The sequence below is a fragment of the Rufibacter ruber genome (assembly GCF_014138425.1).
Taxonomy (GTDB): domain Bacteria; phylum Bacteroidota; class Bacteroidia; order Cytophagales; family Hymenobacteraceae; genus Nibribacter; species Nibribacter ruber_C.
This window is the reverse complement of the sequence record NZ_JACJIQ010000017.1, coordinates 36,433-52,532: the sequence shown is the minus strand read 5'-3', so window position 1 is coordinate 52,532 and position 16,100 is coordinate 36,433. Positions and strand designations below refer to the sequence as shown.

General features: G+C 47.9%; 21 protein-coding genes. 17 read left to right on the top strand and 4 right to left on the bottom strand.

The window, feature by feature from the left end; translation table 11 throughout:
* Positions 1–244: 244 nt before the first annotated feature.
* Positions 245–493 (bottom strand): hypothetical protein, encoded by a 249-nt coding sequence (locus FHS90_RS17685; RefSeq protein WP_066835986.1) that lies wholly within the window; start codon positions 491–493, stop codon positions 245–247.
* 220 nt (positions 494–713) lie between these two features.
* On the opposite strand from FHS90_RS17685, the gene FHS90_RS17680 reads away from it, so the two are divergent.
* Together FHS90_RS17680 and FHS90_RS17675 are read left to right on the top strand one after the other, a co-directional pair.
* Entirely contained in the window at positions 714–1,439 is a 726-nt protein-coding gene (locus tag FHS90_RS17680; RefSeq protein ID WP_182514034.1) for a VLRF1 family release factor, read from the top strand.
* A gap of 288 nt (positions 1,440–1,727) precedes the next feature.
* Positions 1,728–3,947 (top strand): PAS domain S-box protein, encoded by a 2,220-nt coding sequence (locus FHS90_RS17675; protein WP_066835990.1) that lies wholly within the window; start codon positions 1,728–1,730, stop codon positions 3,945–3,947.
* Between the two features lie 392 nt (positions 3,948–4,339).
* Here FHS90_RS17675 and FHS90_RS17670 read toward each other — a convergent pair whose 3' ends face one another.
* Together FHS90_RS17670 and FHS90_RS17665 are read right to left on the bottom strand one after the other, a co-directional pair.
* Entirely contained in the window at positions 4,340–5,314 is a 975-nt protein-coding gene (locus tag FHS90_RS17670; protein ID WP_182514033.1) for a cation diffusion facilitator family transporter, read from the bottom strand.
* Positions 5,298–5,783 (bottom strand): transporter substrate-binding domain-containing protein, encoded by a 486-nt coding sequence (locus FHS90_RS17665; protein WP_182514032.1) that lies wholly within the window; start codon positions 5,781–5,783, stop codon positions 5,298–5,300. The genes FHS90_RS17670 and FHS90_RS17665 overlap by 17 nt, the downstream gene beginning before the upstream one ends.
* 221 nt (positions 5,784–6,004) lie before the next feature.
* Between FHS90_RS17665 and FHS90_RS17660 the strand changes: the two genes are divergently transcribed.
* On the top strand, positions 6,005–6,295 hold the full coding sequence (locus FHS90_RS17660) for a hypothetical protein (RefSeq protein WP_182514031.1): 291 nt from the start codon (positions 6,005–6,007) through the stop codon (positions 6,293–6,295).
* Positions 6,296–6,621: 326 nt separating this feature from the next.
* On the opposite strand, the gene FHS90_RS17655 is transcribed toward FHS90_RS17660, so the two are convergent.
* Positions 6,622–7,584 (bottom strand): XRE family transcriptional regulator, encoded by a 963-nt coding sequence (locus FHS90_RS17655; RefSeq protein ID WP_182514030.1) that lies wholly within the window; start codon positions 7,582–7,584, stop codon positions 6,622–6,624.
* Between the two features lie 68 nt (positions 7,585–7,652).
* On the opposite strand from FHS90_RS17655, the gene FHS90_RS17650 reads away from it, so the two are divergent.
* The 14 genes from FHS90_RS17650 (at position 7,653) to FHS90_RS17585 (ending at position 16,097) form a co-directional block, all read left to right on the top strand.
* Positions 7,653–7,868: a hypothetical protein gene (locus tag FHS90_RS17650; protein WP_182514029.1), complete on the top strand. Its 216-nt coding sequence runs from the start codon at positions 7,653–7,655 to the stop codon at positions 7,866–7,868.
* Positions 7,869–7,891: 23 nt separating this feature from the next.
* Entirely contained in the window at positions 7,892–10,042 is a 2,151-nt protein-coding gene (locus FHS90_RS17645; RefSeq protein WP_182514028.1) for a hypothetical protein, read from the top strand.
* A gap of 80 nt (positions 10,043–10,122) precedes the next feature.
* On the top strand, positions 10,123–11,007 hold the full coding sequence (locus FHS90_RS17640; protein WP_182514027.1) for an AAA family ATPase: 885 nt from the start codon (positions 10,123–10,125) through the stop codon (positions 11,005–11,007).
* A gap of 11 nt (positions 11,008–11,018) precedes the next feature.
* A complete protein-coding gene (locus tag FHS90_RS17635; protein WP_182514026.1) occupies positions 11,019–11,684 on the top strand; it encodes a hypothetical protein in 666 nt (221 codons plus the stop codon).
* 3 nt (positions 11,685–11,687) lie between these two features.
* A complete protein-coding gene (locus tag FHS90_RS17630; protein ID WP_182514025.1) occupies positions 11,688–11,984 on the top strand; it encodes a hypothetical protein in 297 nt (98 codons plus the stop codon).
* Complete coding sequence (locus FHS90_RS17625) at positions 11,977–12,345, top strand: hypothetical protein (RefSeq protein WP_182514024.1); 369 nt, start codon at positions 11,977–11,979, stop codon at positions 12,343–12,345. The genes FHS90_RS17630 and FHS90_RS17625 overlap by 8 nt, the downstream gene beginning before the upstream one ends.
* Positions 12,346–12,348: 3 nt before the next feature.
* Positions 12,349–12,804, top strand: coding sequence for a hypothetical protein (locus tag FHS90_RS17620; protein WP_182514023.1), 456 nt, complete (start codon positions 12,349–12,351; stop codon positions 12,802–12,804).
* Between the two features lie 4 nt (positions 12,805–12,808).
* Positions 12,809–13,465: a DUF3164 family protein gene (locus FHS90_RS17615; RefSeq protein ID WP_182514022.1), complete on the top strand. Its 657-nt coding sequence runs from the start codon at positions 12,809–12,811 to the stop codon at positions 13,463–13,465.
* A gap of 19 nt (positions 13,466–13,484) precedes the next feature.
* Positions 13,485–13,928 (top strand): hypothetical protein, encoded by a 444-nt coding sequence (locus FHS90_RS17610; RefSeq protein ID WP_220483102.1) that lies wholly within the window; start codon positions 13,485–13,487, stop codon positions 13,926–13,928.
* A gap of 68 nt (positions 13,929–13,996) precedes the next feature.
* Entirely contained in the window at positions 13,997–14,581 is a 585-nt protein-coding gene (locus FHS90_RS17605) for a nucleotidyltransferase family protein (protein ID WP_182514021.1), read from the top strand.
* Between the two features lies 1 nt (position 14,582).
* The gene (locus tag FHS90_RS17600) at positions 14,583–14,798 is read left to right on the top strand and encodes a hypothetical protein (RefSeq protein WP_182514020.1); all 216 of its coding nucleotides are present in this window, start codon (positions 14,583–14,585) and stop codon (positions 14,796–14,798) included.
* A gap of 2 nt (positions 14,799–14,800) precedes the next feature.
* Positions 14,801–14,986 (top strand): hypothetical protein, encoded by a 186-nt coding sequence (locus FHS90_RS17595; RefSeq protein WP_182514019.1) that lies wholly within the window; start codon positions 14,801–14,803, stop codon positions 14,984–14,986.
* 299 nt (positions 14,987–15,285) lie between these two features.
* A complete protein-coding gene (locus FHS90_RS17590; RefSeq protein WP_182514018.1) occupies positions 15,286–15,492 on the top strand; it encodes a hypothetical protein in 207 nt (68 codons plus the stop codon).
* 2 nt (positions 15,493–15,494) lie between these two features.
* Complete coding sequence (locus tag FHS90_RS17585) at positions 15,495–16,097, top strand: hypothetical protein (protein WP_182514017.1); 603 nt, start codon at positions 15,495–15,497, stop codon at positions 16,095–16,097.
* The last annotated feature ends 3 nt before the right edge of the window (positions 16,098–16,100 follow it).

Below are 16,100 nucleotides of genomic sequence, written 5' to 3'. Positions count from 1 at the left end.
GGCACAGGGCAGTTAGACAATGAATTGAAAACGCAGCCTAGCTCCTGAACACTTTCCTGCCCGCTGGGTAACCCACCGGTGGGGCTGCTGCCTTTTTTGACTAGGGCAGCTGTGGGCCATTGAACCAGGTTTACAGTTTATAAGCTACTTTTGCTATTTCAGCCCCAAAACAGAAGGCTGGCCGTGATGTGGCTGGCAAATGCCGGCGCCAGTGGTGCAAGAAAAACGGCACGCAACCTCTTGCTTAGCAGTCACAGGTAAAGTCGCGGCTGTTGAATTTGTCTGAGGCCACATCGCCCACTTTTACGAGCTGGGCAAAGGGAATTTCCTGGCCGGTTACCAGCTCCAGGTGCAGTTGCCCCTCCTTCTCCCCCACTTTTTTGATCATAGTGGTCACGGTCAGAAACTCATGCAGCTCGGTCTGGTACTGTATCTTCAGGAATTTCTTTTTCTGCACAGCCTCGTTTACAGCCGTTAATAAATGCTCGTCCATGGCGTTTGGGTTAGACTAAAGGTATACGAACTGCCCATAATTGGTTTCCCTCCTGCGCCTGTTTACGTTCTTGTTCCGTACGTAAACCAAGAAACGCGGGACGTTCTGCCGCAACGGGCAGCGCAGCAGGTAAATGTAGACTCGTTTTCAAAGACTTCATGACGCTACCTCAAAAACATTTTCTTTATTTCGCGGGGCCGCAGGGGCCCGTACCAGACTTATGAACCGTTTCCTTCCCAGACATGCCGCCCAGGATCTGCTCCAGCACCTGTCCACCGCTGCCCACCAGCAGACGTATGACTTTGAAAAACACAGAGTCACGCTGCTAGACCAGGCCGGGAATGAGCTGGTGCATTTCAGGCTCCCCCTGGTGGTGCCACCGCCCGTCTCCTCCCCGGCGGGCTTTTCGCCTGAAAAAATAAACTACGTGGTGCTGCTGATTCAGGCAGGAAACTGTGCCATGGGTTACTTTGAAGACGGCGTAAACCTCCACCACAAGGTGTTCCGGTCTTACATGGTGCGCAAGAAGCAGGGCAAGAGCCAGATCAAGTACCTCAAGACCAAAGGCAAGTCCCGGGCCGGGTCCCGGGTACGGCTGGGGGAGACCGAGGAATTCTTCGCCAATATCAACGGCCGGTTACAGGAGTACTTTCAGGAGCACACGGTACACCGCATTGCCCTTAGCTGTTCAAAGACGCTGTGGCCTTACCTGTTTGAGGCAGAGGTTTCCACGCCGTTTGACAAGCGGGATGAACGCCTTTTCAAAATCCCGAAGCACGTGCACACGCCCATCTTTGAGGTGCTGCAAGACGTGAACCGCTTCCTGCTACGGGGCGAACTGGTCTATGAGCCGCCCCAACAGCCCCTGGTAGAGGAACTGCTTGCCACCCTTCCCCACTGGAAAGACTACAACTCCGTAGCCGAGGAGGATCACAGCACGCCCTAGCGTTTTCCAGAGAGTTCTCCTATTGGGGAAAGTAGGTCCTACCCCAGAAGGCTACGCGCTGGGCTTTTGCCTAAAGGGTTATCTAAATTCACCTTTTACCTTCTTTAAGTCCTAAAAAACCCCAACTACAACCTGTCATTTCACAGATCTGCCTTAAAAAATAGTAATTTTAGCTAAAAGACTGTATTTTAGCGCTTCCCCTACTATTTTCTGACAGGTACCTGCTTTTCTGACCGGCTTGCTTTTTACAGCCTATGTGTCTGAGCGGCAGGCTATAGAAACGAAACCATGGATGATTTAACTGGTCAGGTACCAGCGGGGCGAAGAATACCAATTTCTTACCAGAATTTTCTGGCACTTACTTCTCATTTTCACTGCGTTTTTGATAATCAGGGCAGGTTTGTTTTTGCCAGCGCCGCCAGTTTTGGGCTGCTGGGCTACCAGCCGGAGGAGCTGACGGGTAAACCCCTTTCTGATTTTCTACACGCCAGAAACCAGGCAGACCAACAGCAGGAGACGCCCACTTTCTCCCGGTTGGGAGAGCCGGTAGAAACCCAGAACCACTACCTCAGAAAAGACGGCCACCTGGTGCAGCTGCACTGGAGCTCCCGGTATGTAGAGCAAGAGCAACGCACGTACGCCGTGGCCCGGCCATGCTCCCCACCAGACACGGCCGTCCTCTCCTTTCAGACAACTGAAGCCAGATACCGCGCGCTGCTAGACAATGGCTATGACATGGTGAACATTGTCACAGCCGAAGGGGAATATACCTTTGTCAGTGAATCTGTCACCAGAATCCTGGGCCACCGCCAGGAAGACCTGCTTGGCAAGAATGGGTTTGCGTACATTCACCCAGATGACCTGCCCCGGGTACTAGCCTTCTTCCAGAGCCAGCTCCACGGCGACCAGACCCCCTCAGCCCCTTTCCGGTTCAGGGCCGCAGACGGCTCCTGGCGCTGGCTGGAGACCACCGTGACCAACCAGCTGCAGAACCCGGCCATACAGGGCGTGGTGCTCAAGTCACGGGACATGACAGACCAGATCTTGGCTGAACAGTGCCGGCATGCGGAGAAACAGCGGTATGAGTCTCTGTTCAAATACCACCCAGATGCTGTTTTCTCCCTCAACCGCGAAGGCTATATACAGGAAGTGAACCACATGGGGTGCCAGTTGCTTCGGCAGCCAGAAGAAAAGATCCTGCAGAAGCATTTCACCAGGTTTCTGCACGCCCGGCAGCTGGAGCATTGCCTGAACCTCTTTAAGATAAGCATCACGGGCACCGCCCAATACCTAGACACCGTTTACCTGACCAAATCTGAAGTCCGGGTAGATGTGAGCCTTACCCTTATCCCCATTCACGTAGACGGGCAAATAGAAGGGGTCTACACCATTGTGCGGGATGTGTCTGAGATCAAAAAGAATGAACGTGAACTCCAGAAGCTCTCACAGGTAGCCAGCAAGGTGAAAAACGTCATTCTGGTCACAGACAAGCACGGCAAAATTGAATGGGCCAATGAAGCCTTCACCCATGAGTCTGGGTACACCCTGGAAGAAGTGCAGGGCAAATGGCCCGCAGAGGTTCTAAGCGGCCCAGAAACGGAGATGCAAGCCCACCGCCGCATAGCCGAAAAGGTGAATATCAAAAAAGAGATGGCCCGTGAGGAGCTGCTCCGCTACAACAAAGACGGCAGCCTCACCTGGATTCACCTGGAGCTAACGCCCATCTTAGACGAGCAAGGTGACCTGCAGCGGGTAGTCTCGGTCACCACTGACATCACTGAAATCAAAACGGCCCAACAGGAAAACCTGAGACTCACAGAAGACCTTTTGCGCCAGAACCGGGACCTGCACCAGTTTGGGTATATTGTGTCCCATAACCTACGCTCCCCGGTAGCCAACATTCTGGGGCTGGTTTACCTGCTGTCCCAAAGTGCGGCCAACCCCACCGCCTCAGAAAAGGTCATCAAGAATCTGCAGGGGGCCGCACAGCACCTAGACACCGTGATCAGAGACCTTAACCAGATTCTGACCGTACGCCAGGAGATTGTAGAACTGAAAGAGGAAATCAACCTTGCCACTGAGGTGGAGAATATCCTCAACAGCATTCACCAGCAGCTGGAGGCCTGCGGGGCAACAGCTACGGTAAACCTCACCGGCGGACAACATATCTTTGCCGTGCGCAGCTATGTTACCAGCATTCTGCAGAACCTGCTCACCAACGCCATCAGGTACCGCTCCCCAGACAGAAAACCTGAGATCCAGATTTATACTGAAACCGAAGGTGAATTCCTCTGCCTGTCTGTCAAAGACAACGGGCTGGGCATAGACCTGCCCAAAGAGAAAGACAATATTTTCAAGCTCTACAAACGGTTCCACTTCCATATTCAAGGCAAAGGCCTGGGGCTGCATCTGGTAAAAACTCAGGTAGAGGCCATGGGCGGAAAGATCACCGTAGAAAGTGTTTTGCGGGAAGGCACCACGTTCAAGGTCTGGTTCAAGCAGGCGTAAGACCATTCTGTTTTCGGGCTGTTTTTCTGAAAACAGCCCGAAAACAGAATCTTTTGCCGGCGCCAGTGGAGCATTAAAACCACCTTTGCTTACCAGAAAGTGCAGGCAGGAGGGCTATTGGTGCAAGAGAGACAGCAGAGCAGCAAAACCCGGCAACGCAGGAGTGTGACCAGGTAAGCGGCTCAAAATTTGATTGAAAGCAGGCTTCTGGCGCAATTGAGTGCAAGGGCCTCCGTTTTTAGGCTGTTTTCAGAAAATCAGCCCGAAAACAGACCCTGATCTCCCCATAACAGCACAACCGGCCACGCATGCGCCAGATGGGAAAAACCTGAACAGCTTGCCGGTGAGGAGTGCTTGTAACACCAGTTCTTTTGGCAACACCAAAGACCCTCTTACACAAGGCCTCCCCCGGCCCCCGGCTCATCTGGCAAGTCACGCACAGGCATGATCACGATCTCCTGAATGCGCCAGTGCAAGTTTTCCAGCTCTTCAGAGAGCTGCTCCAGGCGCGCCACCAGCCCTGTTTCTTCTGAGGGGACCACATAGGCTTCACCCAGGTAAATATGGCCTTCCTCCCGCATTCTAAAGCTGAACTTCTGTATCCAGGGCTGGTGCTTCAGGATTGCCTGCACCTGGTGAAGTAAAGGGTCTGTCTTTTGGTCATCTACGGTTTTGGGCTGTTCATCCATCAGGTCAAAAACCGCCTGTTTCAGGTTGGAGTAGCCGTCTTTCAGAATGTCAAAGGCAATCACCAGTGCTGCTACCGCGTCTGCCCACCACCAGCCCAGGCCAATTCCCAGAACACCCAGAATGGCCGCCGAAGCAGTCATCCAATCAGCTTTGTTCATCTCGGCGTCTGTGTAGAGGTTCTTCTCGTGCAGTTTTTTCGCCAGCGGCAGTTTCATGCGCCCCAGGATCATGGCCGGAAACGTACCGTACAGCATAGCCGCAATCATTAGATAACCCAACCAGACTTCCTGCCCAAAAATCACTTTAATGCCAATGGTGGGGTGTTCCTGCTTAATGAGTGTGGCCGTAGAATCAAAAATCAGAAAAGCCCCCACCGCAAACAGGGCCACCGCGCTGCACAGGTAGGCAATGCTCACCACCCGGTGATAACCGTAGGGGAAGTCCTTGTTAGGCTTTTTGTGAAACACCCGCGAGGCTATGAGAAAAGACAGGGAAGGCGTTAAACTCAGCATATCTTCAAACCAGGCGGTTTTCATGGCCTGCGAGTTGCCCATGGTAAGGTACACCACCGCGGCCGTTGACAGTAGGTAGGCCACCGTGATCCACTCCAGCTTTTTGGCTTTTTCAAAAACCGGCTTCAGTTCTGCGGGGTATTCAAAGTTATCTATGGGTCTCATGGCGCCACTGTGCTTCTATGGATTGTTTCTGCCCGTGCAGGAAAGACTCTAATGCCACTACAAACTCATTTTCACCTTTTATCACCCCCATGACATGCTTCTTCTGGCCTACTTCTGCGTAAGGGCGGGTAAAGGCTATTTTCTTCTTCCAGGGGGTGTCATCTGTGGTGCCGGCAATGACCAGGTGCAACTGCTGCTGCTCCAGTTTCTCAAACAGGTTCTGCTCTGTGTCGTTCACCCACTGCACTCGGGCATTTACAGACCGCGCAAAGCCCTGGACCAGCGCCGCCTCCACCCCGGTTGGCACTCCCATCTGGCCCATGACCCAGGGTTTGTTTTGTGAGTACCCTACTTTCAACGTGCCATTTGTCACCTGCCGGAGCGTCTTCTCCGGATCTTTGGGGAACTGCCCGCAGCTACTCAGATAAACCAGGCAGCAAAAGAGACCTACTAACTTCAATTGTTTCATGGGCAGAGAGAACAGGTTCTAGTGGGGGGCGTTGCACAGCATCGCTCCGTTCAAAATACCCGTAGTACGCAGACCATTTATGCTGAGTTAATACAAATGGAAACACAGCTATTGCTCGGCCATGCTCCCCCTCTTACCCCCTCAGCAAAATGCAACTCTAAGCACCTAATCCCGTTTGATCCTTCTATAGAAGTTTTACAGAAGTAATATTCTACCTACAAATGAAAAAACTGAAATTAGTAGCAGCGTTGGCGGTAGCCGCCATGTTGCAGATACCTACGGTTCACGCCCACAACGGTGTGGGACAAGACACTACCCGTACCACCAACAAAGCCCGGGCAAAGCAAGGGGTAAACGAAGTGGGCCACGGCACCAAAGAAGTGGGAAAAGGCACGAAGAACCTGGCCGTGAGTGGGGCCAAAGCCACTGCCAAAGGGGCCAAGAAAGCAGGTAAAGCTGTGAAAAAAACCACCAAAAAGGGAGTGGAGAAAGTAAAAGGCACAGATGAATAAGCCTTTCCTATATTGTCATAAAAAAAGCGCTACCCACATAGTAGCGCTTTTTTTATGACAATACATGATGGGGGTAGAACTAAAGGTACACAATGACCTTAGATAAAAATTGCCGAAAAAATTGCGTTTCTGAACGAATTGGGCAGATTTTAGCCACTTTAGAAAAAATTGCGCCGAAAAACAAAAGGTGCATTGGAGGTTAATAAATGGTAAATATTGCGGGCTGGTTTCGCCTCCACACCTTACAAAAGGTTAATTAGGAGAAAAAATTGCCGAAAAAAGCCGTTTAAACGTGGTGTAATCAACGTTTAAACGGCTTTTTATATTTACTCTTGCGGCGGTAGTCGATTACGCATCAGCTCTAACATTTGGGCCTGCATCTCTTCGTACATTTCCCTTAAATCCTGTTGCTGTTCTTCAATGTGGTCAACCTTGTAGAACAGGTCTTCAGCCAGATTAGGCATGTAATTGGTTATATAGGCGGTTACACGCCATATTTCAAGAATATCTTCGTACTGTATATTAAAAGGCGGGTGTTTCTTCCTGTTGTCACTTCTACACCTCAAAAAGCCTTCAGCAAGTCTGTTTTTGATTCTTTTTATTTGAATACCTCTGTTAGAGACAACAATACAAGCCTCTAAATCTGGGATATGAAGCCAATTGGCACGCTCTACGTAGTTTCCAAGCACCCAGGAGCCGTCATGATAAGTTGGCTCCATGCTATCACCATCAACCTGTAACAATATAGAATGCTTCCCCCTGGTAAAGACACGTGGTAATACAGCAGCCTCCAAGTGTTCAAAGTATTCTTGTGTCTGATACCCTTGCACATAGTTTGCAGCCGCCTTCACATTCACCATAGGCACAGTGATGTTCTCACTAATATCTTGGGTGGCTACTAGAACTTCACCTTTGGTTGGCTTGCTGATGTGAGCGACTCTCATACCAGCATAAGGTACAGGCGCGTCTTTTAGAACAGTAAGTGTACTTTTAGTTTTTCCTAAAGGCTTTAGGTTACCATTTAGGTTACCATTCGGGTTACCCTCCTTCTCAGGCTCATCATTGGTAACCTTTTTTTCAGACCCACTAAGCAAGTAGTCACTTGATACGTCAAGAATATCGACTAACCGAAGAAGAAGGTCAAGAGACGGATAGCTTTTCTCTGTCTCATAATTAGACACAGTATTCCGCTTCATATCCAGCTTTTCAGCCAAATCTGACTGGCTAAGGCCTTTTTGCTCCCTAGCCGCGCGCAAGCGCTCTCCAAAGCCGGTAAAGTTACTTGACATATTTAGGTCAACTTTCTTGACTTGTTCACGTTCCTTGACTATGTTTGTCCTACTTAAGTGTCACAAAGATGCAGAACGCAACCGAAATAAGAAACAAAATAAAAACTGAGGCTAGAAAAGGCGATTACGTTGAGGTCGCTGAACTAGTAGAGCTTAGTCCAAGCATGGTGCGGAAAGTAGTTAATGGCATCCGAGAGAATGACTTGGTGCTTGAGGCATTTATAAAACTTCTAGCAGACAGAGCAGAGAGAAAACAACTATTCAATTCCCCTGAGCTACAGTAGAAAATTGACTGGAGAGTAGACTGATGAAGCCAATTGACGGAAAACTTTATTTTGAGTTTGCAGACCTTATTGAGTATGGCTTTACTATAGGCTATCTCAAGAAGGCTACTAGCTTATACCGTTCTGGCCAGGCTAAAGCCTATGCCAATATCAGTGACCCAGACGATGGTCGCAAATGCCTTATCTCCTATGATTCAATTCCAGCGTCAGCTATTGCAAACAAAGGGATACCAACCAAGAAAGTCCTTTTAGAAGAGTATGAAAATGGTCAAAAAGAAAATATTGACCTCGCCATACAATCATTGCTTAAGCCACTTTCAGACAAAGACAAAAAAGACCTTCAGGACTTTCGTATCAAACGGGAACAAGCCAATTTGAACACTGGTGAAGTTTTCTTAGAAGAGGTTAGCGCCCTACCAAAAGCAAAGATAAACGCGTATGGTCAGGCCTGCCGCTGGCTGGCATTGATGGCAGAGGAGAGACTGAAAAACAAAGATTTCCGCTGCCGTATCTCCCCAACTTTCCAAACCCTAAAGGACTTTTACGAAGCATGCATTACCCTTTACACAGCTGAAGGTGTGGCATTGCCAAAGAACTTCAGGAAAGTGCAGGAGAAAGTAGCTGAGTACAAAAAACATGGGGCACTTTGCCTTGTAAATAGAAATTTCGGGAACACCCGCACCCAGAAGATTGGACAGGAACAGCTTGAGTATCTAATAAAGCTGTACTCAGATGACCGCAAGCCATCTTTTGCCTTAGTCACCAAGTGGTACAACAACGCAGTAGAGCAACTCCGCACAGACTGGAAGAGCGTAGCCGTCAGAACCGTAGAGAATAACCTTCTCCAGCCTGATGTGCAGCCCGTTTGGTACATGGCCAGACATGGGTTTGAGGCTTGGAAAGAGCTATATGAGTACACCATGCTGCGCTACAAGCCACCGTTCCGTGATGCGCTCTGGAGTATTGACGGCACCAAGGTCAACTACTATTACAGAACTGAAAAGGGAACAGCAGCCAAGCTCCAAGTGGTAGCTGTATTAGATGCTTTCAGTGAGTGCTGGCTTGGTTGGTCATTCACTACGGGCAAAGAAGACCACCTACAGGTGGCAAATGCCGTGAAAATGGCTGTGAAGAACAGCGGTGGCATTAAGCCCAGTCAGTTCCAATATGACAACGGCTCAGGTAACGTCAAGTTCTTCAAAGAAATGGCTGGCCTGCATTTTCCGGCAATGCCTAACAACGGGCAATCAAAGCCCATAGAAAGCGCCTTCAAACGCCTTCAACAGCAGGTGATGCGTGAGAACCGCTATTTCACCGGCCAGAATATCACCGCCAAAGAACTTGACAGCAAGGCAAACAAAGCCATCCTGAAGGAACTGGAAAAAGAGAACACTTTACCTGACCTAGCTGCGGTTCTCCGGCAAGCAGAAATGGACTTCCATATCTGGAATAACACCAAGGTAAAGGATGGGAAAACCCGCAAGGAATTGTACCAGGAAAGCCAGCACCCTCACCCAACCTTCTTTACCACTAGAGACGCTCAAGACGTGTTCTGGCAGTGGAATGACGAAAACAACGCAGGTAGACCTAATACCTATTACCGCACCGGCTTACAGGTAATCTTCAATGGCAAGAAATACAATTACGAGGCAGTAGTCATGAACTCAGACGGCTACACTCCAAGCCTCACGCCGCAAGGTTTCATGGTGCCTGATGTTGATTTCCATGAGCGTAATGTTGGGCAGGAATTCTGGGTTAAGTACGACCCTGACAACTTGAGAGACAGGGTTGCTCTGTACATAGGTAAAGACCGCCGCTTTGTGGGGTATGCCTTCCAAAAGGAGCTAATGCAGCCAACAGTGGTGAGTTACCAACCTGGAGACAGAGAGAATATCAACATCCGCCTGGATGTCAAAAAGCAGCAGAAACAGAAAACACAAGAGCGACTTTCAGATATCACAGAGCGATTCGATTCTGAAGAATTGGTGAAGCTGGGCCACAGCTTTGTGGATAAGGAAGCTCTGAACAATGCGGAGGCTGATTACCTAGAAGGTTTCAATAGAAAAACTGCCCTAGAGCCAGAAGAAGATGAACTGGTGCCTGTGCCAGTGATGCCGCCCAAAGACCTTAATCAACGCAAGTACCAAGCTTACAAGAACCTAAGCTTTGACTGAATAAAAAAAGGCTGGCGGGGGTAGGAGCCCGACAGCCTTTTGAGAAAAACAATTAACGAACCCAAAATTAGAGAAAAACAATGACTGAACAGCAGAAAATTCAGATTGCCAAAGGTATTGAGCAATACAAGGCAGACAAAGGTGTCAGCTACACTCAAATAGCTGATTTATGTGAGGTAAACAAAGGATATATCTCCCATATCATAAACGGCAACTGGAATGCCGTGCCGGTAGGTGACAACAAAACCAGCGCCATCAGTGACAAAGTATTCCTGAGGATCAAGGAAAAGCTAGGCCTGGAGACTGAGGTATTTGAGACAGAAAATTACAAGGACGTGTTCACGGCCCTAATGGATGCCAAGCTACGCAAGGAATACCGCATCATTGACGGTAGAACTGGGGCTGGCAAAACTTGCGCTGTTACCCACTTCTCGCAGATTCACCCTAAAGAAACTTATTTGGTCAAAGCGGCCAACACAATGACCGCCCGTGATTTCATTGCCGCAGTGGCTAGGACTGTTGGAGTGCCAGACCACACCAACCGCTACAGAATGTGTGTAGCGATTGCCTCTAAGCTCTCACGTGAGACTAACCCTATCTTAATCATTGATGAGTCAGAAGTTCTGAATGATGCCTCATTGGGCGCTGTCAAAGACATTTTTGATGAAATGGAATTTAAAGTGGGGTTTGTGCTAATCGGTGCCAATGAGTTTGTGAAGAAACTGAAGAAGAAAGCGGAATCTGGCCGAACGCCTTTCCCTCAGTTGTACAGCCGCTTCAGGCATAACCCTGTTTACCTGAACCCGCCTACCTATCAAGAGTGCGAAATGATTGGCAACTCTTTTGGGGTAACAGACAAACGCGAGATACGCAGGCTCTACGACAATTCAAGTGACTTCAGAGACATTTTCAATGCCCTGCGCGCCCGCAGGAATGATCATGACCTCCTTTCAAACGCAGCCTAAAACCACCTGATATGGAAGTGAAAACATCTAAAAAGAAGGCAGAGCAGCCTTACAGGAATTCCATCGGCGTGATGGATATCATCAATACCGAATTTGAATACTGGGAATTGGTAGAGCCGTGGGCAGAGCATTTGGGTAAACCTGCCAAGAACTTCAAAATGATGGTATATGGGCACCCAAAGAATGGGAAGACCTCTTACCTCATGCAGCTCACGAAGTATCTGGCCACCTTCACCACCGTGTACTACAACAGCATTGAGGAGGGCAAGAGCCAAACACTGAAGGAATCTTTGCTTCGGCACAATCTGAAGGAAGTGGCTGGTAAGTGGATGCTAGGGAACAGAGACACCTATCAAGAAATGGTGGCAAAGTTGAAGCGTCCCGGCTCACCCCGTGTGGTGGTGATTGACAGCAGGGATTACATGAATCTTACTACTGAGCAGTATAAGCGCCTAGAGAAACAATTCCCCAAAAAGGCCTTCATCATTGTGTGCTGGGAGCAAGCTGGCAAACCAGCAGGAAAGTATGCCAGGGACATTGAATACATGATGGACATTGTAGTTCACGTGGAAAATTTCAAGGCAAAAGCGGTGAGTAGGTTCGGGGGCTTCGGAACCTTCACCATCTGGAACAGAAAGCCTAAGACCGGAGAACAGTTAACCCTTATAACACATTAATCCATGAAAATTTTATCAAACATCACCCCAAATATTGACTTCAACCGAGTGAAAGAAATAGCCAGAACAATGGATATGGCCTATCAAGCCACAGCTGAAGAAGTAGCACTTCTCAAGAATGGGATGGAGTCTGCTTTCAGGCAAATGCTAAACCTTAGAATGGAAGCTTTTGCCTCACCTGAAGAATACCAGGCAGAACTGGAATATTGGGCAGACAGATATAAAGCCCATAAAAAGCTATACAAAGAAGCCGTCCCACGCCTAATGAAATTTGAAGAAAGTGAGGTGGCCCGTGGCTAAGGTGAAGCTTGACAAATCAGTAGTAATCACCGCAAAGGGCAAAGTGAAAGTAACAATGAATACTGCCCAGCGGGTGGAATTTGAGGAGGTCTTTTGGAAGATGGCAGAGTACACCGCTGGCTTGGCTTATGAAAATACTTTGGCCACTGAAGAAGGCATGTTAATACGCAGTTTCTTCTTTCTGCTGAAGCAAATAGAGCAAAACTTCATCAGCACTTTCTCCAGCGCACCTGAACACGTGCTAACTCTCACCAAGTCAGAAGCAGCAATCCTTTGGGTCTGTTATTCGGCTTCGCCTTCAGTTGGCGAGGAAATGTTAGTGAAAGCCCTAATGGGCAAAGTAAACCAAAAACTTATCTGACAAATGACACACATACAGCAAATGAGGGAGCAATGCCAGGCAGAGCAGAAAGAAGTTCTGAACCTGCTGAGGGTTGATTTTGGGTGGCTGTTCTGGTTTAGGGTTGATGCCGGAAAAGCCTACATCTGGGATGTTTTGAACTTGGACGAAAGTGACAACCAATACATACAGGCAAGCCCTGTATTCTGGGCTTGGTGGCTCAACCAGTGGCAGCTCAGGGATACTGAATTGCTTAACAACCTGAGAATGGTAAATGGGGAACTGGTGTACCAAACCCCACTGGCCAGTGGGCAGCTTTCCCGTAGCTGCCGCACCCTCAGCACCGCCGAGCATTTCAGGATTTTTTACAGGTTCTACCACCAACCCAACAAGCTCCAAATCTTTCCAGAAACCGCCGTGCTGGAGGGAATTGACCAAGACATAAGACAATCAAAACAATTTCTAATAATTAAACACTAAAACCATGACACAAATAGAAGCACTTAAAGAAGTACCTACTGAGGAACTAGAGCGCCTACTGGCCCTGCGCAAGCAAGAAGAGAAATTTGAGAAACAGCGCCAGCGGGAACAATACGAGGCTGAGGAACACCAGCTAGTGGTTCACCTAACAGAAAATGCCAATAAGCTGCATGGTGCTCTTGCCGGATTTAAAAAGGTATGCTTTGACAGGCTCAAAGAGCATTATGAGAAATTGAAAGCCTACGGCGGTGTATCAGAAGCCAACAAAGGCAACTTCAGCATCAAGTCAGCTGATGGTTTGATGAAAGTTGAATACTCAAAACAGGTAGGAAAAGGGTTTGACGCCCGTGCAAGCCTGGCAGAGGAACGGCTTAAAATGTTCCTGGAGTCTTTTGTGAGAGTGAAAGACAAACGGATGTACAAGATGGTCACTTCACTCCTAGAGAGAAATGCCGTCACTGGGGACTTTGATATCAAGCTCATCAACCGTCTCTACAAGATGGAAGAAGACTTTGACAACCAAGACTGGAAAGAGGCTATACGGCTGTTCAAAGAGAGCTACACTGAACAGAAAACCACCAACTACGTGCGGTTCTTTCTTGCTGATGAAAACGGGAAGCTTCAGCCCCTCAGCCTCAATTTCGCTAGTCTCAACTATTAATCAAATCAATTTATAAGCAATGAAAATCTATGTAGCAAGTAGCTGGAGAAATGATATCCAGCCAGCCGTTGTGGCCTTACTCAGAGCCGCTGGCCATGAGGTTTATGACTTCAAAAACCCGCACGGGAACACTGGTTTCAGTTGGTCACAGATTGACCCTAACTGGCAACAATGGACTGATGAGCAGTACCTGGAGGCATTGAACCACCCAATTGCTGTGGCTGGATTTAAAAGTGACTTTGATGCCATGCACTGGGCTGATGCCTGTGTTTTAGTTCTGCCTTGTGGCCGGTCAGCGCATACTGAAGCCGGATGGATGCAAGGGATGGGCAAACCAACCATTGCACTTTTAGCCGGTGGTGAGCCCGAATTGATGTACAAGATTTTTGAAGCCTGCTTTACAACGGTGGTAGAAATTAAAGAACACCTGGAAGCATTAGAGCTTGCCTCGGTAGTAGAATAAATCCCGGCCACGGTGGCCCTTGAGGTGGTTCGATTCCGCCTCCGGGAGCAAATCAACTTCAGAACGTCATGGAGTTACAAAAAGCGCTGAAAATAGCCAATTACCTGTGCAAGGGGTTGGCACCATACTGCGAACGCATAGCTATTGCTGGTTCTGTACGCAGAGGGAAAGCCGATGTGAAAGATATAGAGCTTTTGGCCATACCTAAACGGGAAACCCGTGGGGAACCCATCCAAGACCTCTTTGGCAATGTCACGGCACCGGCACTACAGGTAAATATGCTTTGCGAAGGTCTGAAACGAGTACCCAAAATCAGATGGATTAAACCTGGCACAAGTGAAATAATTGATTGGCCACTGAAGAATGAAGCAAAGTACTTCAGGGGATACATAGACAGCTGTGACATCAAAGTAGACATTTTCACAGCCAGGGAATGTACTTGGGGATATCAGATGGCTATCAGAACAGGCCCAGCAGAGTTTTCCCAGGCGTTGGTTCAGAAGTGGCTCAGGTTGGGTTATCAGGGGCAAGGGGGCATGTTAACCAAATATGGAAAGCTGGTACCTGTACGTGAAGAAAAAGACCTTTTTGACCTCCTGTACATGGAATATGTATTGCCCCACAAAAGAGAATCTCAACTAATCTTAAGATAAAATGAAAGCACTTTTACAGAAAACACCCAGAAAAGCTCCGCTGAAAAGTGACAATAAGCCTAACCCCTTCCTAGTGGCGTTGCTACTTATTGCGGTCACCCTTGCCCTTCCTGACTTTGACAATGCCTTTGTAATTGCTGTGGTTAAGCCAGTATTCGGAGGCATCGCCTTTGCATTAGTTTTAATTGGCCTGAAGATTAAAGAAACTGAAAAGTAATCATGATTCCACAGCTAGTAAACCAAAGAGGAAATTTTGATGATGTCAGAATAAGCCTTCAGCTTAATAACTACAGTTTAGAACACCTAGAGGCTGCCATTCAAAATGAAAAGGCAAAGCCCCAACCTAGGCAAACAGTGATTAAACTAATTGAAAAATACATTAATAAGAATGTAAATGAGAAATAGGAATAAACATTGGTGGAAAGGATTTGCTCAAGGTCTGTTTGCCTCATTAATTCTTGATGTCATTCTAGAGATTGTAGAATATATAATTCTTTACCTCATATAAATTACAGATGAAGCGCACCCCCGGCCAAAGCATCAAAATTCACCATCTGATAAATAGACTCGGTATTTCGGGAGATAAAGTCAAACTAGTTGAACAGTTCACTAAGAACAGGGAATCTAGCACAACTGAGTTACTGGAGTCTGAAGCTGACCAACTTATAAAACACCTGGAAAGCCTGAATCAGAAGGCAGATAAAATGCGGAAGAAAATCATCAGCATGGCCCATAAGATGCGCTGGCAAATTGATGGGACAAAGGTAGACATAGCAAGAATAGATGCCTGGTGCCGCAAGTATGGAGCACCAGCCAAAGGCTTCAATGACTACACCTATAATGAGTTGCCCAAGCTGGTAACACAGTTCGGGAAAGTATACAAGTCTTACCTGGAAGGATTGAGGAAATAGCCATGAACGTAAGTGTCTATAAATTGAAAAGCGACAAATTGAACGGTGCCATGTACCTAGGTTTCAAAGATGGTATCCTAAATAACTTTGCAAGCGAATTGAATGTGCCTCTGACAGATGACCAATGGCACTACCTAAGGCAGAGGCTCCCGTTAAGAGAAGCTAACATTAACGAACTAACCCAGGCAAACCTGAAAATTACCCCAGTGGTGGCCAAAAGTGTACAGGATAAGGTTATACTGTTCTGCCAGTTCTATAAATCCTACAGAGGCGTGAGCTACGTAGCTAAGCAGTTGGAGAAAGCTAATCTTAAAAACATTCCGGTGAATAAAGACCTATTGAAAGTGTTCTTTGAGGACGGTCTTCAGAACTTCACCCTCCAGAATTACATTAACCGGATCAACATCACCAAAGACTACCTGAAGAATGGGTTGCCTGGTGCCCAGGCGACTAAGATGCCTGACTACTATGATAGGGATTTTGAACGAAAGCTCGGGCGGGAGGAAATTCAGCAGTACCATGCCCATCTTTACAGTAAAGGCTGGGTAAAAGAATATAACGGCACTACTGGTACTGTTTGGAAAGAGAAAAAAACTAACTTGTAACAC